The 20,957-nt window shown below is 61.5% G+C and carries 23 protein-coding genes; 13 read left to right on the forward strand and 10 right to left on the reverse strand.

Features of this window, described 5'->3' with window-relative positions; translation table 11 throughout:
- Positions 1-25 precede the first annotated feature (25 nt).
- Positions 26-841 carry a metallophosphoesterase family protein gene (locus KX928_RS13260; protein ID WP_219503220.1) on the forward strand — a complete coding sequence of 272 codons (816 nt, stop codon included), beginning with the start codon at positions 26-28 and terminating at the stop codon, positions 839-841.
- On the opposite strand, the gene KX928_RS13265 is transcribed toward KX928_RS13260, so the two are convergent.
- From KX928_RS13265 to KX928_RS13275, 3 genes are all read right to left on the reverse strand, one after another.
- Entirely contained in the window at positions 778-1,746 is a 969-nt protein-coding gene (locus KX928_RS13265; RefSeq protein ID WP_219503222.1) for a site-specific tyrosine recombinase XerD, read from the reverse strand. The two genes, KX928_RS13260 and KX928_RS13265, sit on opposite strands and share 64 nt — an antisense overlap.
- On the reverse strand, positions 1,746-3,200 hold the full coding sequence (locus tag KX928_RS13270; protein WP_308342320.1) for a hypothetical protein: 1,455 nt from the start codon (positions 3,198-3,200) through the stop codon (positions 1,746-1,748). Before KX928_RS13270 ends, KX928_RS13265 begins: the two co-directional genes overlap by 1 nt.
- Positions 3,201-3,279: 79 nt before the next feature.
- Positions 3,280-3,429: a hypothetical protein gene (locus tag KX928_RS13275; protein ID WP_219503229.1), complete on the reverse strand. Its 150-nt coding sequence runs from the start codon at positions 3,427-3,429 to the stop codon at positions 3,280-3,282.
- 82 nt (positions 3,430-3,511) lie between these two features.
- Here KX928_RS13275 and KX928_RS13280 point away from each other — a divergent pair, with 82 nt between their 5' ends.
- A complete protein-coding gene (locus KX928_RS13280; RefSeq protein ID WP_219503232.1) occupies positions 3,512-4,105 on the forward strand; it encodes a shikimate kinase in 594 nt (197 codons plus the stop codon).
- Positions 4,098-5,213, forward strand: a complete 1,116-nt coding sequence (aroB, locus tag KX928_RS13285; protein ID WP_219503235.1) for a 3-dehydroquinate synthase — start codon at positions 4,098-4,100, stop codon at positions 5,211-5,213. The genes KX928_RS13280 and aroB overlap by 8 nt, the downstream gene beginning before the upstream one ends.
- On the opposite strand, the gene KX928_RS13290 is transcribed toward aroB, so the two are convergent.
- Both KX928_RS13290 and ssb read right to left on the reverse strand, forming a co-directional pair.
- Positions 5,210-5,665: a GNAT family N-acetyltransferase gene (locus KX928_RS13290; protein WP_219503238.1), complete on the reverse strand. Its 456-nt coding sequence runs from the start codon at positions 5,663-5,665 to the stop codon at positions 5,210-5,212. The two genes, aroB and KX928_RS13290, sit on opposite strands and share 4 nt — an antisense overlap.
- Positions 5,649-6,137 (reverse strand): single-stranded DNA-binding protein, encoded by a 489-nt coding sequence (gene ssb, locus KX928_RS13295; protein WP_219503242.1) that lies wholly within the window; start codon positions 6,135-6,137, stop codon positions 5,649-5,651. Before ssb ends, KX928_RS13290 begins: the two co-directional genes overlap by 17 nt.
- 201 nt (positions 6,138-6,338) lie before the next feature.
- Here ssb and KX928_RS13300 point away from each other — a divergent pair, with 201 nt between their 5' ends.
- From KX928_RS13300 to KX928_RS13310, 3 genes are all read left to right on the forward strand, one after another.
- On the forward strand, positions 6,339-6,938 hold the full coding sequence (locus tag KX928_RS13300) for a lytic transglycosylase domain-containing protein (protein WP_219503247.1): 600 nt from the start codon (positions 6,339-6,341) through the stop codon (positions 6,936-6,938).
- 150 nt (positions 6,939-7,088) lie between these two features.
- A complete protein-coding gene (locus KX928_RS13305; RefSeq protein WP_219503251.1) occupies positions 7,089-7,502 on the forward strand; it encodes a hypothetical protein in 414 nt (137 codons plus the stop codon).
- A gap of 256 nt (positions 7,503-7,758) precedes the next feature.
- A complete protein-coding gene (locus tag KX928_RS13310) occupies positions 7,759-8,253 on the forward strand; it encodes a hypothetical protein (RefSeq protein WP_219503254.1) in 495 nt (164 codons plus the stop codon).
- A 92-nt stretch (positions 8,254-8,345) separates the two neighbouring features.
- On the opposite strand, the gene KX928_RS13315 is transcribed toward KX928_RS13310, so the two are convergent.
- From KX928_RS13315 to miaA, 5 genes are all read right to left on the reverse strand, one after another.
- Positions 8,346-10,436 (reverse strand): dipeptide ABC transporter ATP-binding protein, encoded by a 2,091-nt coding sequence (locus KX928_RS13315; protein ID WP_219503257.1) that lies wholly within the window; start codon positions 10,434-10,436, stop codon positions 8,346-8,348.
- A gap of 99 nt (positions 10,437-10,535) precedes the next feature.
- Entirely contained in the window at positions 10,536-11,753 is a 1,218-nt protein-coding gene (locus KX928_RS13320; protein ID WP_219503260.1) for an ABC transporter permease, read from the reverse strand.
- A 13-nt stretch (positions 11,754-11,766) separates the two neighbouring features.
- On the reverse strand, positions 11,767-12,810 hold the full coding sequence (locus KX928_RS13325) for an ABC transporter permease (protein ID WP_219503264.1): 1,044 nt from the start codon (positions 12,808-12,810) through the stop codon (positions 11,767-11,769).
- Positions 12,811-13,015: 205 nt separating this feature from the next.
- Complete coding sequence (locus tag KX928_RS13330; protein ID WP_219503267.1) at positions 13,016-13,822, reverse strand: helix-turn-helix domain-containing protein; 807 nt, start codon at positions 13,820-13,822, stop codon at positions 13,016-13,018.
- Between the two features lie 89 nt (positions 13,823-13,911).
- Positions 13,912-14,811, reverse strand: a complete 900-nt coding sequence (gene miaA, locus KX928_RS13335) for a tRNA (adenosine(37)-N6)-dimethylallyltransferase MiaA (protein ID WP_219503270.1) — start codon at positions 14,809-14,811, stop codon at positions 13,912-13,914.
- A gap of 94 nt (positions 14,812-14,905) precedes the next feature.
- On the opposite strand from miaA, the gene pyrH reads away from it, so the two are divergent.
- From pyrH to KX928_RS24070, 7 genes are all read left to right on the forward strand, one after another.
- The gene (gene pyrH, locus KX928_RS13340) at positions 14,906-15,634 is read left to right on the forward strand and encodes a UMP kinase (protein WP_219503273.1); all 729 of its coding nucleotides are present in this window, start codon (positions 14,906-14,908) and stop codon (positions 15,632-15,634) included.
- Positions 15,635-15,756: 122 nt separating this feature from the next.
- Entirely contained in the window at positions 15,757-16,320 is a 564-nt protein-coding gene (gene frr, locus KX928_RS13345) for a ribosome recycling factor (RefSeq protein WP_219503275.1), read from the forward strand.
- Positions 16,321-16,487: 167 nt separating this feature from the next.
- Positions 16,488-17,228, forward strand: coding sequence for a polyprenyl diphosphate synthase (gene uppS / locus KX928_RS13350; RefSeq protein ID WP_219503278.1), 741 nt, complete (start codon positions 16,488-16,490; stop codon positions 17,226-17,228).
- A 7-nt stretch (positions 17,229-17,235) separates the two neighbouring features.
- The gene (locus KX928_RS13355) at positions 17,236-18,030 is read left to right on the forward strand and encodes a phosphatidate cytidylyltransferase (protein ID WP_219503280.1); all 795 of its coding nucleotides are present in this window, start codon (positions 17,236-17,238) and stop codon (positions 18,028-18,030) included.
- A gap of 3 nt (positions 18,031-18,033) precedes the next feature.
- Positions 18,034-19,206, forward strand: coding sequence for a 1-deoxy-D-xylulose-5-phosphate reductoisomerase (dxr, locus tag KX928_RS13360; RefSeq protein ID WP_219503283.1), 1,173 nt, complete (start codon positions 18,034-18,036; stop codon positions 19,204-19,206).
- Positions 19,207-19,209: 3 nt separating this feature from the next.
- The gene (gene rseP, locus KX928_RS13365) at positions 19,210-20,562 is read left to right on the forward strand and encodes an RIP metalloprotease RseP (protein ID WP_219503285.1); all 1,353 of its coding nucleotides are present in this window, start codon (positions 19,210-19,212) and stop codon (positions 20,560-20,562) included.
- 109 nt (positions 20,563-20,671) lie between these two features.
- Positions 20,672-20,803 (forward strand): hypothetical protein, encoded by a 132-nt coding sequence (locus tag KX928_RS24070; protein WP_257883753.1) that lies wholly within the window; start codon positions 20,672-20,674, stop codon positions 20,801-20,803.
- The last annotated feature ends 154 nt before the right edge of the window (positions 20,804-20,957 follow it).

Raw genomic sequence — 20,957 nt, forward strand, 5'->3', positions numbered from 1 at the left:
GCGTCAATCAAGGGAGGAGCCGCATATGCACCGCGATCTGGGCATAATCAATGATCCGGTGTTGCTGTTTGGCGGGCCTTACTCGAACCTCCATGCCTTGCAGGCCCTGCTGGCGGTCGCAACACGGCTCGGAATTGCCGGGCGACAGATGATCTGCACCGGGGATGTGGTCGCCTATGGCGGCGCACCGCGGGAAACGGTTGCCGCGATCCGGCGGTGCGGCGCCACGGTGGTTGCAGGCAATTGCGAAAAGCAGCTTGCCCGGCGTGCGCCCGATTGCGGTTGCGGATTCGAGGAGGGCAGTGCCTGTGACCTGCTGAGTCTCGGCTGGTATCCCTTCGCGGATCGGCAGATTGACGCCAAGGCGCGGGCCTGGATGGGCGCTTGCCCCGATATTGTCAGCTTCCGGCATCAGGGCGCACGCTACGCCGTCATTCACGGCGGCCTGACCGATATCGCCCGGTTCATCTGGCCCAATAGCCCGGACGCGGTGTTGCAGGCGGAATGGGCCGAGATCGAAGACGAAATCGGCCCGGTTGATCACGTTGTGGCCGGGCATTGCGGGCTGGCCTTCCTGCGGGACACGCCGCGCGGTAGCTGGATCAACCCCGGGGTCATCGGCCTGCCGCCCAACGATGGTCGTCAGCAGACCCGGTACGGTATTCTCGATGGTGGCGAGGTGCAGATCCACCGCCTGAGTTATGATGCGGAAGCCGCGTGTGACGCCATGAGGGCCGGGGGACTGACACAGGGCTACGACACGGCGCTTCTCAGCGGTTACTGGCCGTCCGAAGACGTCTTGCCCGCAGCCCTGCGCGGCCCGTCACTGGCGAGCGGGTGATGGTTCAGTACCAGCTCGGTCAGCCGCGCTTCGAGGACATGCGTGTAGATTTCGGTGGTGGCGACATCCGCATGCCCCAACAGGGTCTGGATGGACCGCAGATCGGCCCCGTTGGCCAGCAGATGCGTGGCGAAGGCGTGGCGCAGGGTGTGTGGCGTCACCTTCTGGGGTGATACGCCCGCAGCAACCGCAATTTCCTTGATCAGAAGGTAGAAGCGGTGGCGGGTCAGATGGCCGGCGGAACTGTGCGAGACAAAGAGATATTTCGAGGGCGGTTTGTTCTCCGCGCGCCGATCATCTTCCATCGCGTCGCGGATGCCGAGCCAGTCCGACAGCGCCTCGCGCGCGGGCGGCGAGAGCGGCACCATACGTTCCTTGCCCCCCTTACCGAGGATCAGCAGCATACGCGGATCACCGCGCGCGGCGCTCACGGGCAGGCTGACGAGTTCGGAGACCCGCATGCCGGTGGCGTAGAGCACCTCCATCAGGCATGTGTTGCGGGTGCGGTCCCGCCGGGAGCGCCCGAACCCGCGCGCGGCTTCCAGCAAGCGGTCAACTTCGGCCTCTGACAGGGTCTTGGGCAGCCGTTTGTCCCGGCCGGGGCCGGATATCTGAATGGCCGGGTTATCATCCCGCCAGCCTTCTTCAAAGGCGAACCGGTAAAGCTGCTTGATCGCCGACAGGCGGCGCGCACGGGTGGCGCGTGACAGCCCCTGCGCGTCGCAGGACACCAGATAGCTTTCCACATCCGGCTTCGTCGCAGTGTCAAACGCGTGATCATGTCTGGCCAGCCAGCCCTCAAAATCCTGCAGATCGCGGCCATAGGCCAGAAGCGTGTTGCGCGCGGCCCCAAGCTCTGCCGCCTGGGCCTCCAGGAAGGCGGATATCCAGTGTCCCTGCGCCACTACCCGAACCGCTCCAACAGGAGAATCTGCAGCGCGGCGCGGCGCATCGTATCCTCGAAACCAAGCGCGCGCAGCGTCGCCAGTGCATCTTTCAGCGCAACCGGATCGCCCGCGGCACCTTCTTCCAACAGGACCAAGGCGCGCAGGATCACCTCTCCCAGACGCCCGGCGCGCGCCATCTCTCTGAGGTCCCCGGGTCCGGCATCGGGGGCAAAGCTGTCGATGATCGCCTGATGCAGCGGGTTCTCAGCCAGATACCCGGTCGGATCGCCCGCCGCCACCGCGCGGAGCAGTTTGGACCCGGACCGTTGTGCGGCGGTCTGATACTCGGGTGACAGGAGGGAGAGCACTTCGGAGAGGCGCGCGCTGCGTCCAGTCAGCGCCAGCTTGGACAAATCCTCGGCGAAAAGGCCGGCAAAGGCGACTTCCAACTCCGCATCCTGCATCGCTGTCCAGGCGCGGGGCAGGGTTTTGGCCACGGCCGCTGCGGATTGCGTGCGCAGGGCGGTATCGAACTGCTGCACGGCTTCAACGCGATCCCAGATGCCACCCGATGCCGCTGGTTCGCGGTCCGAATACAGCCCAAGCAACCGATTGTCGGGCAGAGCGCCTGTTTTGGCGAGTCGTTCAGCGGCTTCCAGCTGCGCCTTCCACCCGGCGATATCCCGCAGGTCGGCGACGGCATAGGCCCGCGGCAGCAGACGCGTCGGCAAGGGTTCTCCGATCGCCTCGTGCAGGCGGAACAGCAACGGCGTGATCTCTCTGGGCGGGCGGAGCGGAGGCTGGCCGTCAAAGACTTCGGGATGCAGGAACCGGTCCAGCGCCGCCGCTTCGACATTGCCCAGCAGTGACAGCGCTTGCGCGGTGTCAAAAAGCAATGCGGCGGTTGTCCAGTCACCCTGACGGGCCGCGCAGAAAATGCGGTGTGCCATCGCGGGGGCCAGATGTGGCTGAGCGCTGAGCGTGCCACAGGCCGGGGCCTCTTCGCCCGAGAGCAGCGCGACATCCATGTAGGCCGCGAAATGGTCTTTGTCGCGGGTTACATCCGCCTGCTCGATCAATGCCAACGCGGGATCAAGCGCGCCAAACCTTTGCAGAGCGGCGACGCGCGCGAGGGTAAAGATGTCTTCCTGCGCTGCATCCTGTCCGGGGCCCTGTGCCTCGGCCAGAAGAGCCGTGAAAAGCAACGCCTGCGCGGCGGGCAATCTGAAGTCGGGCAGGGAGGTCAATTGGCGGCTCAGCGCATCCGGATCGCTCTGCCGCCACAGGGTTTGGGGCAGGCCGGTGACGGCGGCAGGCACAAGCCCGATGATCCGCACCGCTTCCTCATCCAGCGGGACAACGGCAACGTCAGGTACGCCGCCGGAGGATGTGGTGGGCGGCTCGCCGAAGTTCGGCATGGCAACGGATGTCATCGCGGGCTGGTCCGGGTTCTGCTGGACCCAGTCGATCACGGACAGCGGTTGATCCTGCGCCCAAAGCCTTGCCGCGCCGAAGCAGCAGAACGCGACAGCCCCCAAATATGGTGCCCGCCTAGTTTGCATCCAGCGTCACAGGCACGCGAACTTCTGATTGCGGCGCTGAAAAGTCAGCCCCGAAGAACGGCCCGACATAGGCGTAGCCCACAAGACCGATGGCGCCCAGAATGATGAGATAGACCAGAAGCTTAAAGATGCGCGACATGGGATTTACTGCCTTGATTGCCTGTCTGTTTTTCGAAACTTATATATGGCCTTTTAAGCAATATCACGTCATTCAGAGATTTATGAGCGAATTTCAGCAATCCGTGGCCGAAGACTCACAAAACCATCGTTATGCCCTGCACAAAACGGTTGTGATGGTGGGAATGATGGGCGCTGGCAAGACCGCCGTGGGGCGGGCCCTGGCGCAATTGCTCACGGTGCCGTTCCTCGATTCGGATCAGGAGATCGAGGCGGCCGCGAATATGAGTGTGCCGGAAATCTTTGCACGGGACGGGGAGCCGTTTTTCCGGGCGCGTGAAACACAGGTCATTTCGCGACTGTTGCAGGGCAGGGCCTGCGTGCTGTCCACCGGCGGCGGGGCGTTCTTGTCAGAAACCAACCGCACCAATATCTCCGAACGCGGTGTCGCGGTCTGGCTGGATGCGGATCTTGATCTGCTTTGGTCCCGCGTCAGGCATCGCGACACCCGGCCGCTGTTGCGCACGGCAGATCCCAGGGCGACGCTGGCGGAGCTTTTTGCGCAGCGTGTGCCGGAATACAGCAAGGCGGATTTGCGGGTTCCCTGCGCCCCGCCGGTGTCGATTGATCTGATGTCGAAACGGGTGGCGGAGGTATTGCTGACCCGGCCCGATGTGCTGGAGAGGGTGGATGCGTGAAACGGTGACGGTGAATTTGCCGGGACGGGCCTACGAGGTTCGCATCGGCACCGGCCTTCTTGCGCAGTCAGGGCGTGAAATCGCGCCGCTTCTGCCACGCCCGAAAGTATCTGTTCTGACCGATGAGACGGTGGCGGCCCTGCATCTGGCGACACTGAAGGCGGGGTTGGCGGCAGAGGGTATCGAGGCGGCAGCCCTCGCCTTGCCGGCCGGAGAGGCCACCAAATCATGGGGGCCACTGGAACAGTCCGTGGGATGGTTGCTGGACCAGAAAGTCGAACGCGGTGACATCGTCGTTGCCTTGGGGGGCGGCGTCATCGGAGATCTGGCCGGTTTTGCAGCGGCGATCCTGCGGCGCGGCGTGCGGTTCGTACAGATGCCGACCTCGCTGCTGGCCCAGGTTGACAGCTCGGTCGGTGGCAAGACCGGGATCAACGCGGCGCAGGGCAAGAACCTCATCGGCGCGTTTCATCAACCGTCGCTTGTGCTTGCGGATACGGACGTGCTGGGAACACTCACGCCCCGCGATTTCCTTGCCGGGTATGGTGAGGTGGTGAAATACGGTCTCTTGGGTGATGCGGGCTTTTTCGAATGGCTCGAACAACAGGGGCCGGCATTGGCGGCAGGCGATATGGGCGCGCGCGTCGAGGCCGTGCGCAGGTCCGTGCAGATGAAAGCCGATATCGTTGTGCGTGACGAGACAGAGCAGGGCGACCGGGCGCTTTTGAACCTCGGACACACCTTCGGGCACGCACTGGAGGCCGCGACAGGCTATTCAGACCGCCTGCTGCATGGCGAAGGTGTGGCCATCGGCTGCGCGCTGGCGTTCGAGCTTTCCTCACGGATGGGCCTGTGCGCGCAGGAAGACCCCAGCCGCGTCCGCATGCACCTCAAGACCATGGGGATGAAAACGGATATTGGGGATATCCCCGGTGATCTGCCGGATGCTGACGGGTTGCTGGCGTTGATGTCTCAGGACAAGAAGGTCGTTCAGGGCACGCTGAGGTTTATTCTGGCGCGCGGTATCGGGCAGTCGTTCATCACCTCAGATGTGCCGCGCGACGCGGTGCGCGGGGTTCTGCAGGATGCGCTGTCTGGCAAAGCCTAGGCCCGGCGCATCACCATCCCGAACTTGTCTTCGCAGTTGAACCCGACCCGTTCGTAAAATCCGCGCGCACTGCGCTTCTGCCCGGTCAGCAACATGATCTTGTAGACGTCCTGCCGCCACGCCTCGTCGATGGCGGCCCGCATCACCTGACGACCGACACCGCGCATCCGGTACGCCTGCGATGTTGCGACGTTCTCGATCAGCGCGTAGGGGCTTCCGTCGTAGGTGACATTCGGCAGAATATGCAGCGTGACCATGCCGATGATCCGGCCGTCCGCTTCCGCTCCGAAAATGGTGGTGCCGGGGTGCGCCATAACGGCCGCAACCCGGCGGGTCCGGGCCGTTTTTGGCCCGAAGGTCAATTCATTGTAGAGTTCGGTCAGGCGGCTGGCATCCTGCTGGATCATCGGCCTGACGTTGAACGCGTTGTCCGGCTCAGAACGGGATTTCATCGTCCAGATCACGCGAGGGTGCCGGGCTGGAGCTGCCGCCTCCCTGGCTGTCGCCCCCGCGATCATCATAGCCCATGGATCCACCACCACCGCCGAAGTTGCCACCGCCGCCGCCGCCGTCGCGGCCATCAAGCATCGTCAGTTCGGATTTATAGGGGCGCAGCACGACTTCCGTCGAGTAGCGGTCCTGACCGGATTGATCCTGCCACTTGCGGGTTTCCAACTGGCCTTCGATATAGACCTTGGAGCCCTTGCGCAGATACTGTTCCGCCACCCGCGCAAGCGGTTCGGAGAAAATGGCAACGGAATGCCATTCGGTGCGTTCCTTGCGCTCACCGGTATTACGGTCTTTCCACGTCTCGGAGGTGGCGATCCGCAGGTTGCATACCTTGCCGCCGTTCTGAAAACTGCGCACTTCGGGATCGCGTCCCAGATTGCCGATGAGAATTACTTTGTTCACTGAGCCGGCCATCGCGTCCCCCTTGTTGATTTCCTGCCACCGTCACAGATTGCGTCAGCGCCGAATCCGAATTGGTGGAATTTTACTAAACCTATACCGACAGCACGGAAGTTAGAACAACGTTAAGCCGCGGAAATTGTCATTTGTGCACGGTTGCTAAGGACTGGAACGCCGTGGGGAATTTGATATAGTCCGCCGGAGATGGGTGCGAATATGCAAAGACTGGCCCGGCTGATTAGCCGAGGCTGCGCAGCGGTTGCGATTTTGGCCGTCATAACGCCCGCCTATGCGCAAACTGTGTCCAGCAAAAGCCGGAACAAGCTTTTCTCGTCGCAGACGCGTATTCTGGATACCCGGGCTGCCAGCCAGTACAACAATTCCGTACGGCTGAAACCGCCAACCGTCTTTACGCCCAGCAAATGGGCGACCCCGGGATACACCGGAAAATACAAAGGGAAATTCCTGAACATGGCGCGCGATGCAGCGCGCAAACACGGCATACCGGAGGACTTGTTCCTGCGTCTTGTCCAGCAGGAATCCAATTGGAACCCGGTCGCCAAATCCCACAAGGGTGCCCTGGGGCTGGCGCAACTGATGCCCGCAACTGCACGCAAACTGCGTGTCGATCCGCTGGATCCGGCGGAAAACCTTGAAGGCGGCGCGCGCTACCTCAAACAGCAGTATCGTGCTTTTGGCTCGTGGCGGCTGGCACTGGCTGCCTACAACGCGGGCCCCGGCGCGGTCAGGAAATACGGCGGTGTCCCGCCATTTCGCGAGACCCGCAACTACGTGAAAGTGATCGGCGGCCAATAAAGCTTGAGGGTCGGGTGACAGGCTCCCGCGTTGGCACGTTACTATTCTCACCGATTGGTGATCTATTTCACAAACGCTCCCCATGACTGTCACAGTGCCGCCCGATTTCGCCGCGACAGTGGCACCATCAGTAATTATGGGGATGTTTTGATGGCCACTGCCAATTTTCAAGCGCGTCTTGATCGCATCAACAAGTCACATCAGGGTCTGGCGCCCGCGCGAGAGAAACTGCCGATCCGCGCACTGCGGTCGCAGCCCATTCCCCGCGCGGCCAAGTCTGGCGGACGCAAGCGGTTCGCCATCTTCGACCATTCGCTGGCCATTGCATTCGGATCTGTTCTGGGATGTATCGCGGCGGTCGTGCTGGCGGGTCTGACATCGGAAAATTCACCCTGGGGTCCGGGCACGGAACTGAACCAAACGATGTTCCTGCCGGCGCTTGGCGGGCTGGGCCTCGCCCCGCTGCTGATGCTCGCATCGGTGTTTGTTGCCAGCAAGAAGCCCGGGTTCGCCCTTTTTTCGCTCAGCTACCTGTCCGGGATGATCGTCTTCCTGACCCTGTGACACCCGCGTGAGCTGAACTTGAAACAGCGGGTCGGCACGTTGACGCCGACCCGCTTTTTTCCATGAGCGCCCGGTAAGATGCAGTTATGGCTGGGTTAAATCTGCATCATGTGCTCCTTGCGCCTGGCTCACAGCCGCCGCTTTTGAGCCATCGAAAATCTCTTTGGAACATTTTTGCAGCCGCGCCTGTTGTGATCCCGACGGCGCCGCGCCCCGAGCCCGGTGTCCGGTTCGCAAAAGGAAAGGAGCATTCACAATGTTCAACCATGTCAAGAAAATCGCTTTGGCCGCCACGGTCAGCCTCACCGCCATCGCCGCCTCGGGCGTCAGCGCCGGAGAGGTCGTTACCGACATCGACGTTCAGGCGACAATCGACGCGCCGCAGGGCAGCAACGCCTTGCAGCTCTACCCGACAATTGCGGATGATCTGTCGCGCGAAATTCTCGAACGTGTGGATACCGGCAATGATCCGGCCGGCCCTGTGCTGACGATCAAGATCAAGCGCGTGAGTCTTGATGGCGACACCATCCTGCCCGACAGCGCCGAGTTCAACGAGCTGGAAGGCTTCGTAAGCTATCAGCGCGGCACCAAGGACATCGCCGAGATGATCCGCCTGTCGGCATATTCCGACGAGGCGAGCGTGCCCGCCGGCTATATCGCCGTGCCGCCCAGTCAGGATGATTTCTACAATGCCATGCTGACCGCATTTGCGGACAGGGTTGTGGCGCTTCTGCCGGAAGCAGACAGCTAACCCCAAACGCACGACCAACGCATGTCGGCCGCCGCCCCGCGGTCGTCATGCCCGCGGCGCAGATCCTTCCCCGGTCTGCGCCGCATTAGGATTTATTCTGCGGCGACACCGACCTCGATGACAGGTTCCATTTCCGCCAGTTTCCGATCATCCAGATGGCACTTGATCTGGTGATTGCCAGCAAGCTGGCGCACCGGCGGCACTTCTTTTTCGCACAGGCCGCCGGGCACTTCGGATTTCCAGCGACAACGTGTCTGGAACGGGCACCCGGACGGCGGGTTCATGGCCGAGGGAATGTCGCCCTCCAGCACGATATGCTTCTTCTTCACGGAGGTGTCGGCAATCGGCACGGCGGACAGAAGCGCCTCGGTATAGGGGTGGTAGGGAGGGGCGAATACCTGATCCGTTGTGCCCAGTTCCACCACGTGGCCAAGATACATGACCATCACCCGATCACTCAGGTAACGCACGATCGACAGGTCGTGGCTGATGAACAGCAGCGTGGTTTTATGCTCACGCTGAATTTCCATCAATAGGTCGGTAACCGCGGCCTGAACGGACACGTCCAGCGCCGAGACGGGTTCATCCGCCACCACGATGCGCGCATCACCGGCAAAAGCCCGCGCGATGCCGACCCGCTGTTTCTGTCCGCCTGACAACTGCCGCGGCATCCGGTCGGCGAATTCCCGGGGCAGCTTGACAAGATCAAGCAGTTTCAACATGCGTTGCGTGCGGTCGCGATCTCCCTCGCCGATGCCGAAGATCTCCAGCGCCCTGACGATTTGCCGCCCCACCGTCATCGACGGGTTGAGCGTGTCAAACGGGTTCTGGAAAACCATCTGCACGTCCGACACCGTTTTCGTGTCGCGCTCCTCGATGGGGATGTCCTGAATTTCCTTGTTGCCCAGCAGGATTTTACCCTCGGTCGCGGTTTCCAACCCCATCAGCACCTTGGCAAAGGTCGACTTGCCACAACCGGATTCACCGACGATGGCCAGCGTTTCGGATTCCCGCGCTTCAAAACTGAGTGTTTCATTGGCCTTGACGACTTTCTTGCTACCACCGCCAAAGATCGCATTGGCCGCGACCTCGTAGTATTTCTTGAGGTTATCCATTTTCAGCACGACGTCCCCGACGTCGCCCTTGGTCTTTACATCCGCCAATTCCAGCGGCGCGGCCCAGTCGATTTCCTTGAATTTCAGGCAGCGGGTCTCGTGCCGCGCTTCCGCATCCACCTGCGCCATCGGAATAAAGCCCTGATCGCAGCGTCCTTCCTCGAAATAGTCGCAACGCGGGCCAAAGTTGCAGCCCTTGGGCCGCTCGTGGGGCAGGGGGAAGTTGCCGGGGATCGCCACCAGGGGCCGTGCGTTCTTATCCGCGCCGGGCAGGGGGATCGAGCGGAAGAGGGCCTGTGTGTAGGGATGCTGCATCTTGTCAAAGACATCCTCGATAGAGCCGCGCTCCACCGCCTCGCCCGAGTACATCACGCAGATGCGGTCGCAGGTTTCCAGCACCAGTCCGAGGTTGTGGCTGATGAACAGCATGGAGGTGCCGTATTTCTTACCCAGATCCTTGACCAGTTCCACGACCGCCGCCTCCACCGTCACATCAAGCGCGGTTGTCGGCTCATCCAGGATCAGCAGCGAGGGCTCCGACATCAGCGCCATGGCGATCACGATCCGCTGCTGCTGCCCGCCTGAGAGCTGATGCGGGTAAGACCCCAGAATGCGCTTGGGGTCGGGCAGTTTCACATCCGTGACGACCTGCAGTGCCCGGTTGTAAGCATCCTTTTCGTTCATACCCTGATGGATCATCGGCACTTCCATCAGTTGCTTGCCGATCTTCATCGCCGGGTTGAGCGAGGCCATCGGCTCCTGGTAGATCATCGCGATCTCGCTGCCGCGAATATCCCGCAGTTCCTCCGCACTCATCTCCGCCAGATCGCGTCCCTTGAACTTGATCGACCCGCCGACGATGCGCCCGTTCTTACCCAGGTCCTGCATCACCCCAAGAGCCACGGTGGATTTCCCGCACCCCGATTCCCCCACAAGGCCGACGGCCTCGCCAGGGCGCACCTTGACGGAAAAATCCATCACGGCGGGAATTTCCCGCAGCCGGGTGAAGAATGAAATCGACAGCTTGTCAATTTCCAGTATGGGACCATCGTAATCAGTCTTAGGCATTGTGCATCTCCTTTTGGAGCGAACCGCGCGCGTGGCGCTTCTCTGGTTCTGAAATATCCCGGGGGGACAGGGGGGCAGCGCCCCCCTTGTGCCCTTTCATCAATCGCGCAGGCTCTCCTCACGCAGACCATCGGCCAGCAGGTTCAGCCCCAGCACCAGCGTCAGCAGCGCCAGCGCCGGCGCTATCGCGGCATGCGGATAAAGCGCCAACAGCCGTCGTCCGGCGTTGATCGTGCTGCCCCAGTCGGGGCTCTCCGATTCCAGACCCAGACCAAAAAAGCCCAGGGTGCCGAGCAGGATGGTGGTGTAACCGATCCGCAGGCAGAAATCGACGATCAGCGGCCCGCGGGCATTGGGCAGGATCTCCCACAACATGATGTACCACGGCCCCTCGCCCCGGGTCTGCGCGGCTGCCACGTAGTCCCGCGTCTTGATGTCCAGCGCGAGGCCCCGCACGATGCGGAAAACCGTGGGTGAGTTCACGAAGACCACCGAGACGAAGACCACCAGAATGCCTGGATCAATATCAAAGAGATCGAGGAAGGCGGGGATGCCCGGGATCGAATAGGTGGGGGTCGCCACCACCGACCCGTCGGTTGAGACCAGCGACAGATAAAGCCACCCCAACCCGCCCAGTACCCCGATCAGCAGCGGCGTACGCACCTTCGGTTGCGTGTAGTAGCGCGAATTCAGCAAGATACACACAAAGACCAGCGGGAAGACAAAGAGGAACAGCGCCATGTAGTTGGGAATACCGGTCAGCACGATCTCCGGTGTGACCAGCAGGTAGAACAGCAGGATCACCGGGAAGGCGAGGATCAGGTTCGCCAGGAATGACAGAACCGTGTCCAGACGCCCGCCGTAGTACCCCGCAGGCAGGCCCAGCGTGATCCCCACCATGAAGGCAAAGAGCGTGGCGATGGGGGCGATCTGCACCACAACCCAAGCCCCTTTTATCAGGCGGCTGAAGACGTCGCGCGCAAGGTTGTCACCGCCCAGCAGGAACCACGCGTATTCACCTTCCTCGGCCCCGCGCATCGGTGTGCCGGGGATCTTGTTTTTCATGCCTGAAACCTGGCTCAGCGGATCATGCGTCACCAGCATATCCAGCGGGCCGCCGAAGACGCCGACAAAGACCCAGAACATCACAAGGGCAAAGCCGATCATGCCGATGGTGCTGTCGAATAGCTTGCCGTAAAGCCCCAGACGCCGCTTGTAGGTCATCGAGACGGTGAACAGGACAATCAGCGAAATCCAGACCGGACCAAGCTGTATGAAAATGCGGGCGAGAATGCCGCCCCAGGAAAGTTCTTCCATGACCAGCCCCCCCTTACGCGATCCGGATACGTGGGTTCAGGTAGACATAGCCGATATCCGATATCAGCTGGGTCACCAGCACCACGATCACTGAGACAACCGAGACCGCCAGCAGCAGTTCGATGTCATTGTTGGACGCCGCCTGCACCAGCAGCCAGCCAAAACCCTTGTAGTTGAAGAGCGTCTCGACAATCACCACGCCGTTCAGCAGCCAGGGGAATTGCAGCATGATCACCGTGAAGGGGGCGATCAGCGCGTTCCGCAGGGCGTGTTTCAACACGATGTCGGAGAATTTCACGCCCTTCAGCCGCGCCGTGCGGATATATTGCGCGGTCATCACTTCTGTCATCGAGGCCCGCGTCATCCGCGCGATATAGCCCATCCCGTAAAGTGCGATGGTGACCACAGGCAGCGTGAAGTTTTCAAAACTCACCGACTCCATGGCCGAAGTCGCCGAACCCTTGAACCACTTCAACCCGAAGGCCGAGGATGCGAAGACGGCGATGAAGATCACCCCTGATACGTATTCGGGCGTGGCGGTTGAGGCGATGGAGAAAGTCGACAGCGAGCGGTCCAGCTTTGATCCCTCCCGCATTCCCGCCAGAACCCCGACAATGAGCGCCATCGGCACCATGACCAGCATCACGAAGAACATCAGCTTACCTGTCAGCCCCAGCCTCGTGCTGACAATGGTGCCGACTTCGTCCTTGAAGACGGTCGAGAACCCCCAATCGCCCTGCAGGACACCGCAAAAGCTGCGGCGCTCGTCCTCGGGCGTGTCCGCGCCAAAGCACTTGCCCGTTGTCACGCCCTCGCTTTCCACGGTCCAACCCGGCAGAACACCGAGCCATTGCCCGAATTTCACAGGCATCGGCTGCAGGTACCCGTTTTTGCCAAGATAGCTTTCCACCGCCTCGTCGGACATGCGGAAGTTACCCTGGGTCTTGGCGAGTTTCTCCAGATTCGGATAAAGGTTCGTCAGCCAGAAGACGACGAACGTCAGGCAGAGCGCAGTCAATATCATGACGCCCAGCCGTCTGAGTATGAATAGTCCCATTGGTGCCCCTGTTGTCAGGCTAAGGCGCGTTTCCCGCGCCGGATTTCAACGCTCATTTGAGCTGTCGGATTATTTTGCGTCTCCATGAGGCATGACTTTGGGGGCCGCGTCAATGTAAGCCAGCGCCGTTAACATGCACGTTTGCGACATCTCTTTGGTCGCAAATCGACGTCGCACCAAGGGCGGCACGCGGGTTTTGCCGGTGTCAAGCGGCCTGAGACTGCTGGACAGAGGCCTTGCGCAGCGCCGTCGGTGTGGCATTCGTATGGTGCTGCATGAAGCGCGTAAAATAGGCCGCGCTGCCAAATCCAAGATGCCGTGCAATGTCCTGCGCGGGCACTTTGGTGGAAATCAGAAGACTGCGCGCCTCGTAAAGAACCCGCTCGGTCAGCAGGTCGGCTGCGGTCTTGCCGGTGGCTGCCTTGCACGCACGGGTCAGGTGCGTGGCCGTGACGCCCAGTGATTCTGCGTGATCGGCCATCGTCAGCGTATCGGCGAAATGTGCGGTGATGCGGGCGCAATAGGCGGCGCTCAACCGTGCCGCGGCATTGCGCCGTGACGGGGCATGCTCTTCCAGACCCAGTTGCCGCTGCACCCAGACCGAGATCAACGTGCCATAGGCATCCATTGACTGGGCGACCAGCGGACGTTGCGCAGCCTGCTCGCGATTGGCCGCTTCCAGCAATGTGGTGAGTTCATTCATCGCGGCGGCATCCCGGATGCGCAACAGCCGTGGCATCTGGGGCAGCGTGACATCCGTTGCATCGGGAATGATCACCGCCTGCCCAATGCCCTGCTTGCCGAGATCCAGCGCAAAAAGCTGGCGGGCGGGGATGATGATCGCATTATGGGTGCCAACCCCGCGGCGCTGACCGTCCAGCAGCAGTCGGCCCTGTCCCCGCGTGATCCAGATGATCAGGTGATCGGGCCGGTCGTGTGCCAGCGTCAAACGCCAGTCCTGACCCTGTGTCAGCTGCGCCAAAGTCCGGATCTTCAGAGTGTTTTGCATCATGCAACCTCTCCGCGAAGTATCACGTTTAAGCCAATCTGGTCTCAATTTATCGGGATTTCCGGTGGATGTCAGTGCTGTTTTGACAAGCGTCAGCGCGCTTCCGCCGAAGAATAAACCAGCCAGTCGCGCATCTTTGAGCGGAACCATGTCCGTTGCCGCTTGGCGAACTGGCGCGTTGCGACGATGGCCTGTTCGCGGGCCTCCGCCAGCGTGATCTGGCCGCGAAGATGGGCAATCAGCTCCGGCGCGCCGATCGCGCGATGCGCGGGCAGCCCGTGGTCAAATTCCGGCAAGACACGGGCCGCTTCGTCAAGCGCGCCCGCCGCGATCATCAGGTCGAAGCGGCGCGCAATGCGGTCATTCAGCCAGTCTTTGGGGGCATCAAAGACAATGGGCTGCGCTTCGGCTACCGGCAAGACCGGCGCACCGGTGGTGTCCTGCCACGCGGCGAGGCTGCGGCCGGTGGCCTGCAACACCTCCCACGCGCGCTGGACACGCGCGCGGTTTGCCCGGTCGATGCGATCCCGGGTCGTGGCGTCAATCTCCGCCAGCAGTTGCGGTAACGGCAAACCGTCTGCCGCGGCACGGACATCCGGCGGTGTGGGCGGAATATCCGCGAGCCCCTGAGTGAGCGCCGAAAAGTAAAGGCCGGTGCCACCCACGATGATCGGGCGCATGCCAGCGGCCAAAAGCGGCGTCACCTCGCGCAACCAATGCCCTGCCGAATAGCCTTCCTGCGCGTCGATATGGCCGTAAAGGGCGTGTGGCGCGGCGCGCTCTTCCTCGATGCTTGGCCGCGCCGTGATCACCCGCCAGCACGTGTAGACCTGGCTGGCGTCGGCATTGACGATCACGCCCCCCTGCCGGTCCGCGATTTCCAGCGCGAGCGCCGATTTGCCGGAGGCGGTCGGCCCGGCGATCAACACGGGCGCTTCCGCAGACATCCGGCTCATCAGAGTTTTCACGCTTGTCACGACGTCCTGCGGCATTTTCTGAAAGATCCCCTCCGGGGTCCATTGAAGTTCGCCTGCTTTTCGGACATTTTGCGCGCGAACAAAACCCCATGCTTCAGGAGCCGCTTTCATGACATCTTCAGAGCCTCAGGCCACCTTCAAACGTGTCATGCTGAAAATATCGGGCGAGGCTTTGATGGGGGATCAGGGGTTCGGGCTCAATCCGCCGACAGTGGAACGGATCGCGAAGGAAGTGCAGTCCGTGCATGAGCTTGGTGTCGAGATCTGCATGGTGATCGGGGGCGGCAACATCTTCCGGGGGCTGCAGGGGTCGGCGCAGGGGATGGAGCGGACAACGGCGGATTACATGGGGATGCTGGCCACGGTGATGAACGCGCTGGCGATGCAATCCGCGCTGGAAGGACTGGGCATTCACACACGGGTCATTTCCGCCATCACCATGAACGAGGTGGCCGAGCCGTATATTCGCCGCCGCGCGGTGCGCCACCTTGAGAAAAAGCGGGTCTGCATCTTTGCCGCCGGCACCGGCAACCCCTATTTCACGACGGATACGGCAGCGACCCTGCGCGCCAACGAGATGTCCTGCGAGGCGATCTTCAAGGGGACCAAGGTCGATGGCGTGTACGATAAGGACCCGGCCAAACACGCCGACGCCAAACGCTATGACACGGTCACCTATGATGATGTGCTGGCCAAACGGCTGGGCGTCATGGATGCCTCGGCCATTGCGCTGGCGCGCGACAACAACCTGCCGATCATTGTCTTTTCCCTGGACGAGCCGGGCGGCTTCCGCGGCATTCTGGCGGGCGAGGGCACCTATACCCGCGTACAGGGCTAGCCCTGCCGCCAGCAGAAGCGGGCGCACAACTCCTTCTGGCCTTTCGTGACAAACCTGATTTATACACTTCCCAACAACGCGCATCGCAGGATGTGCCGAGAAACTTGTGGCAGGACAGAACTATGTCAGACGACTTCATGCTCGACACCGACGACCTTGAGCGGCGGATGGATGGCGCGATGGCCAATCTTCGCACGGAATTTGCATCCCTGCGCACCGGGCGCGCTTCTGCATCAATGCTGGAGCCGGTGATGGTGGATGCCTACGGCTCCATGACACCCATCAACCAGGTTGGTACCGTGAACGTGCCGGAGCCGCGCATGGTCACCGTCAACGTCTGGGACAAGGGCCTGGTTTCCAAGGTGGAAAAGGCCATTCGGGAAAGCGGGCTGGGGATCAACCCGCAGCTCAATGGCACCATCATCATGCTGCCGATCCCCGAACTGAATGAGGAACGTCGCCGGGAGCTGACAAAAGTCGCGGGGCAATATGCCGAACATGCGCGCGTGTCGATCCGCAATGTCCGGCGCGATGGCATGGACCAGATCAAGAAGGCCAAGGCGGACGGGATGTCGGAGGACGACCAGAAGCTTTGGGAGGGCGAGGTTCAGGAAATCACCGATCGCTACATCAAATCGATCGATGAATTGCTGGACACCAAGCAAGGCGAGATCATGCAGGTTTGACCTGCCCATGGGCTGCGCTGTATGTCAGTGATCAACAGGCCCGTGGTTCCCACAGGGAATTATTATTTATTTAGGAACGTCATGATCTCGTGATCGTGGCAGGTTTTATAAGGTTTTGAACGCTGTTGCCGCCGTACTGAGGCTGGGCGTTGGTGAAGGAGAGTACCATGGCGGGAGCGCCGCAGCCGCAAGTCAAAACGGTCCCGGGATGCCCACGCCATGTTGCAATTATCATGGATGGCAACGGCAGGTGGGCGACCCAACGGGGCAGGCCGCGCTTGTTCGGGCACCACGCGGGTGCGCGACGGGTGCGCGAAATCGTTGAAAGCTGCCCCGAAATCGGCGTGGGTTACCTCACCATATTCGCCTTTTCAACGGAGAACTGGAAACGCACCCAGGTTGAGGTCGCCGGTCTGATGAACCTGTTTCGGAGGTATATCATCAAGGAAACCAAGGCGCTGCGCGAGTCCGGCGTCTGCGTACGGTTCATCGGGGACCGCCTCCAGCTGGATGACAAGCTGATTCACCTGATGAACGAACTGGAAGCCGCCACCGAGAATAATAATCGCGTGCATCTGACCATTGCGCTGAACTACGGCGGGCGGGATGAAGTCGCCCGGGCAACCAAGCGGCTGGCCGCCGATGTCGCGGCCGGACATCTGCGCCCCGAGGAAGTGGATGAAGAAACCCTGCCACGGTATCTTGATACGCATGTTCTGCCGGACCCGGATCTGGTGATCCGCACCAGCGGCGAGGCCCGCATCTCCAATTTCCTGCTGTGGCAGTCCGCCTACTCGGAGTACGAGTTCATCGACACGCTCTGGCCGGATTTCACGCGGGATGAATTCACCAGGCTTTGCGAAGCATATGGCGGACGCGAGCGCCGGTTCGGTGGCGTGCTCCAATGATGGTCGCATGAGTGCAGGCACGGAAAAATGGTCTGATCTGGCAACCCGGATGGGCTCGGGCGCGGGCATGGTTGTGCTCGGCCTCTGGGGGGTCTGGGCGGGTGGACATATTTTCCATGTGATGGTGGCGCTGATTTGCGGCCTGATGATCTGGGAATTGTCGGCGATGCTGCGCGCATCCGGCAAAGTCTCGGTTCAACTGGGCGCGCTGGCAGGTGCGGCCACGCTGCTTGCGATCTATCTGCCGCCCGGATTTGCCCTACCGATCCTGCTGGCGACCGCTTTGGTCGGTTTTGGCCAGCTTAAGGATTTCCGGGTCATCTACATGGTTTTCGCGGTCATGGTCGTGCTGGCCGGTTACGGAATGATGTCTGTCCGGGACGATCTGGGCTTTAACTGGATGCTGTGGATGGTACTGGTTGTCGTCGCCACGGATGTTGTTGGATATTTCGCCGGTCGGCTGATCGGCGGTCCAAAGTTCTGGCCGCGCGTCAGCCCCAAGAAAACATGGGCGGGCACGGCGTTCGGCTGGCTTGGCGCGGCAGTGGTTGGCGCTTCTTTCATGGCCAATACCGGCGCTGGTGTTCAACTGATCGGCGTGTCCATCGCCGTCTCCATGGCCAGCCAGATGGGGGATATCGCCGAAAGCGCCATCAAGCGACGGGTCGGGGTCAAGGACAGTTCCAACCTGATCCCCGGTCATGGCGGGCTACTGGACCGGTTCGATGGTATGCTTGGCGCTGCTGTCTTTTTGCTGATCATCGGCGGGCCGCTGATCGGGTCGCCGCTGGCGCTGAGGTAACGGATGCGGCGGGTCAGCATTTTCGGTGCGACGGGATCCATCGGGCAAAACACGATCGACCTGATCGCGCGGGCGCCGCAGGACTACGAAGTGATCGCGCTGACCGGCGCCTCGAACATTGCGCAGTTGGCGATGGACGCCAAGAACCTCCGGGCGCGGGTTGCCATCACCGCCCATGATCATTTGCTGGGGGATCTGCGCGACGCGCTGGCTGGCACTGATGTCGAAGCGGCGGCGGGCGTGACCGCGATTACCGAGGCGGCCGCGCGATCGGCAGACTGGACCATGTCCGCGATCGTCGGCGCCGCGGGGCTCGCGCCGGGGCTGACGACGTTGCAGCAGGGCGGAACGCTGGCGCTTGCCAATAAGGAATCGCTTGTCTGCGCCGGCAAGCTGATGCTGGAGACCGCGAAGGCGCATGAAGCGCGGCTCCTGCCGGTGGACAGCGAACATTCCGCGGTTTTCCAGGCGCTCGTGGGAGAAGACATGGCCGCGGTGGAGCGGGTTATCATCACCGCAAGCGGCGGCGCTTTTCGCGACTGGCCCCTCGAAGACCTCGGCAAGGCAACGCTGGATGAGGCATCAAGCCACCCTAACTGGGACATGGGGCAACGCATCACAATCGATTCGGCTTCGATGTTTAACAAGGCCATGGAACTCATTGAAACACGTGAATATTTTGGCGTAAGGCCAGATCAGATCGAAGTCCTGATACATCCCGAGTCGATGATCCACGCCATGGTCGGGTTCGCCGATGGCGCATTGATGGCGCATGTGGGGCCGCCCGACATGCGCCATGCCATTGGCTACGCGCTGCATTGGCCGGAGCGCCGTAAGCTGCCGGTGGAGCGGCTGGACCTCGCCAAGATCGCGCAGCTCAGTTTTCGCGCGCCTTGCGACACGCGCTGGCCCGCGTTGCGGCTGGCCAGAGATGTGATGGAAACCGGCGGGTTGGCGGGCGCGGTGTTCAACGCGGCGAAGGAAACGGCGCTCGACGGATTCATCGGCGGGCGGATCGGATTCACCGATATGGCGGAGGTTGTCGAAGAGGTTTTGACCATCGTGACGTCCACGCCCGGCCATATTGATGCCACCATGACCCTTGATAACGTGGCCAAAGTGGACCATGTGGCACGTCAAGAGGCCGCACGGGTCATTCTCAACAGAGCAGGTTAAATTTTGGATATTTTGGCGCTGATCCCGCAGTTTGGCGGGCTGATATGGACAATTGCTGCCTTTGTGCTGGCGCTCTCCGTGATCGTCGCAATACATGAATACGGGCATTACATTGTCGGGCGCTGGTCGGGTATTCAGGCTGATGTGTTCTCCCTTGGGTTCGGGCCTGTGCTATGGTCGCGGATGGACAAACGCGGCACCCGCTGGCAGGTCGCCGCCCTGCCGTTTGGCGGGTATGTGAAATTCGCCGGCGACGCCAACGCCGCCTCTGGCAAGGATGACGAGGCGATGGCAGAGGCCGAAGCCGACCCGGCCAGATTGCGCGCCACCATGCACGGCGCGCCGCTCTGGGCGCGCACGGCGACAGTTGCGGCAGGCCCGATTTTCAATTTCGTCCTGTCTATCATCGTGTTCGCGATCATGTTGATGTCGAGCGGCGTGTCACGTGATCCCCTGACCGTGGGTGAATTGCGCCCGCTGCCGGTCGCGGATCGCGGCCTTCAGGTCGGTGATGAGTTGCTGGGCATTGCCGGGGGCGAGATGCCCAGCACCGAAGATGCCGTTGCCTATTCCGCCTTCATTGATGCGCTGCCTCAGGAACCGGTACTGGACTACACCGTGCGCCGCGAGGGCGATGAACGGGTGGTGCCCGGTGTTTATCTGTTGCCGCCCCTCGTCTCCGCCGTCAGCCCGCAGAGCGCGGCAATGGGGGCAGGGCTGGAAGTGGGTGACGTGATCGTCGCCGTCGACGGCGCGCCGATTTTTGCCTTCGACCAGCTGAAGGCGGCGGTCGAGGGGGGCAACGGCGCGTCTCTTGCCCTGACGGTCTGGCGCGGCGGAGATGAATTGGACGTGACGCTGACACCCAAACGCGTGGATGAACCGCAGCCCGAGGGTGGGTTCGCCACCCAGTGGCGGATCGGGATCGCGGGGGGGCTGGCCTTTGAACCCGCAACCGAAACCCCGGGTTTCGGAGAAGCGGTGATGGGTGGGGTCCGTCAGACAGGCCGCATCATCGAAGGCTCGCTGTCCGGTCTGGGGCATATGATCACCGGTGCGATCAGCACCTGCAACCTCAGCGGTCCGATCGGAATTGCCCAGACGTCCGGCGCGATGGCCAGTCAGGGGGCACAGTCCTTCATCTGGTTTATCGCTGTTCTGAGCACCGCAGTCGGCTTGCTCAATCTCTTTCCGGTTCCGGCGCTCGATGGCGGGCATCTGGTGTTTTATGCCTATGAGGCCGTTTCGGGAAAACCGCCCAGCGACAAGGCATTGCGGGTGCTGATGACAATCGGCCTGGCGATGGTTTTGACCCTGATGGTCTTCGCGCTCGGCAATGATTTGTTCTGCCCGTGACCCCTCGGGCAGGTGCTTTCAGACGAAAATGCCATGATTGCGCCACAATTGGCCAAATTGGTGCCCTATTCGCCCTGTACCACAGCGGTCACTGGAACGGAGAAATGCAATGCAAGCGATACATAACGGATACCGTGGTCTGAGCCTGCTGATGGATCTCAACTGGGACCGTGCACTCTATCTGGGCACCATTGCTCTGGCGCTTGGTGCCGGTGCGTGGATCGGCACGTACTACGGGTGATTGCCCGCCCTTGGGGGGCGCCGCGCGATTTTTGATTGAAAACAGCTAAAAAGCCGCCTCTGACGCGTATTTAGTTGTTCCGCGTTTTTAAGCCACATGGTTTTGACAAGACCTGCCAATGGCGGTACTCAGATAAGCATAATTTTCTGAGGAT

Origin of the sequence: Roseobacter insulae (assembly GCF_019375555.1) — a bacterium.
GTDB classification, from domain to species: Bacteria; Pseudomonadota; Alphaproteobacteria; order Rhodobacterales; family Rhodobacteraceae; genus Roseobacter; species Roseobacter insulae.

Bases quoted from the DNA above. Each gene is read 5' to 3' on its own strand.
- KX928_RS13260 (WP_219503220.1), top strand. From the start codon at position 26: ATGCACCGCGATCTGGGCATAATCAATGATCCGGTGTTGCTGTTTGGC.
- KX928_RS13275 (WP_219503229.1), bottom strand. From the start codon at position 3,429: ATGTCGCGCATCTTTAAGCTTCTGGTCTATCTCATCATTCTGGGCGCC.
- KX928_RS13280 (WP_219503232.1), top strand. From the start codon at position 3,512: ATGAGCGAATTTCAGCAATCCGTGGCCGAAGACTCACAAAACCATCGT.
- aroB (WP_219503235.1), top strand. From the start codon at position 4,098: ATGCGTGAAACGGTGACGGTGAATTTGCCGGGACGGGCCTACGAGGTT.
- KX928_RS13290 (WP_219503238.1), bottom strand. From the start codon at position 5,665: ATGAAATCCCGTTCTGAGCCGGACAACGCGTTCAACGTCAGGCCGATG.
- ssb (WP_219503242.1), bottom strand. From the start codon at position 6,137: ATGGCCGGCTCAGTGAACAAAGTAATTCTCATCGGCAATCTGGGACGC.
- KX928_RS13300 (WP_219503247.1), top strand. From the start codon at position 6,339: ATGCAAAGACTGGCCCGGCTGATTAGCCGAGGCTGCGCAGCGGTTGCG.
- KX928_RS13305 (WP_219503251.1), top strand. From the start codon at position 7,089: ATGGCCACTGCCAATTTTCAAGCGCGTCTTGATCGCATCAACAAGTCA.
- KX928_RS13310 (WP_219503254.1), top strand. From the start codon at position 7,759: ATGTTCAACCATGTCAAGAAAATCGCTTTGGCCGCCACGGTCAGCCTC.
- KX928_RS13315 (WP_219503257.1), bottom strand. From the start codon at position 10,436: ATGCCTAAGACTGATTACGATGGTCCCATACTGGAAATTGACAAGCTG.
- KX928_RS13320 (WP_219503260.1), bottom strand. From the start codon at position 11,753: ATGGAAGAACTTTCCTGGGGCGGCATTCTCGCCCGCATTTTCATACAG.
- KX928_RS13325 (WP_219503264.1), bottom strand. From the start codon at position 12,810: ATGGGACTATTCATACTCAGACGGCTGGGCGTCATGATATTGACTGCG.
- KX928_RS13330 (WP_219503267.1), bottom strand. From the start codon at position 13,822: ATGATGCAAAACACTCTGAAGATCCGGACTTTGGCGCAGCTGACACAG.
- miaA (WP_219503270.1), bottom strand. From the start codon at position 14,811: ATGCCGCAGGACGTCGTGACAAGCGTGAAAACTCTGATGAGCCGGATG.
- pyrH (WP_219503273.1), top strand. From the start codon at position 14,906: ATGACATCTTCAGAGCCTCAGGCCACCTTCAAACGTGTCATGCTGAAA.
- frr (WP_219503275.1), top strand. From the start codon at position 15,757: ATGTCAGACGACTTCATGCTCGACACCGACGACCTTGAGCGGCGGATG.
- uppS (WP_219503278.1), top strand. From the start codon at position 16,488: ATGGCGGGAGCGCCGCAGCCGCAAGTCAAAACGGTCCCGGGATGCCCA.
- KX928_RS13355 (WP_219503280.1), top strand. From the start codon at position 17,236: ATGAGTGCAGGCACGGAAAAATGGTCTGATCTGGCAACCCGGATGGGC.
- dxr (WP_219503283.1), top strand. From the start codon at position 18,034: ATGCGGCGGGTCAGCATTTTCGGTGCGACGGGATCCATCGGGCAAAAC.
- KX928_RS24070 (WP_257883753.1), top strand. From the start codon at position 20,672: ATGCAAGCGATACATAACGGATACCGTGGTCTGAGCCTGCTGATGGAT.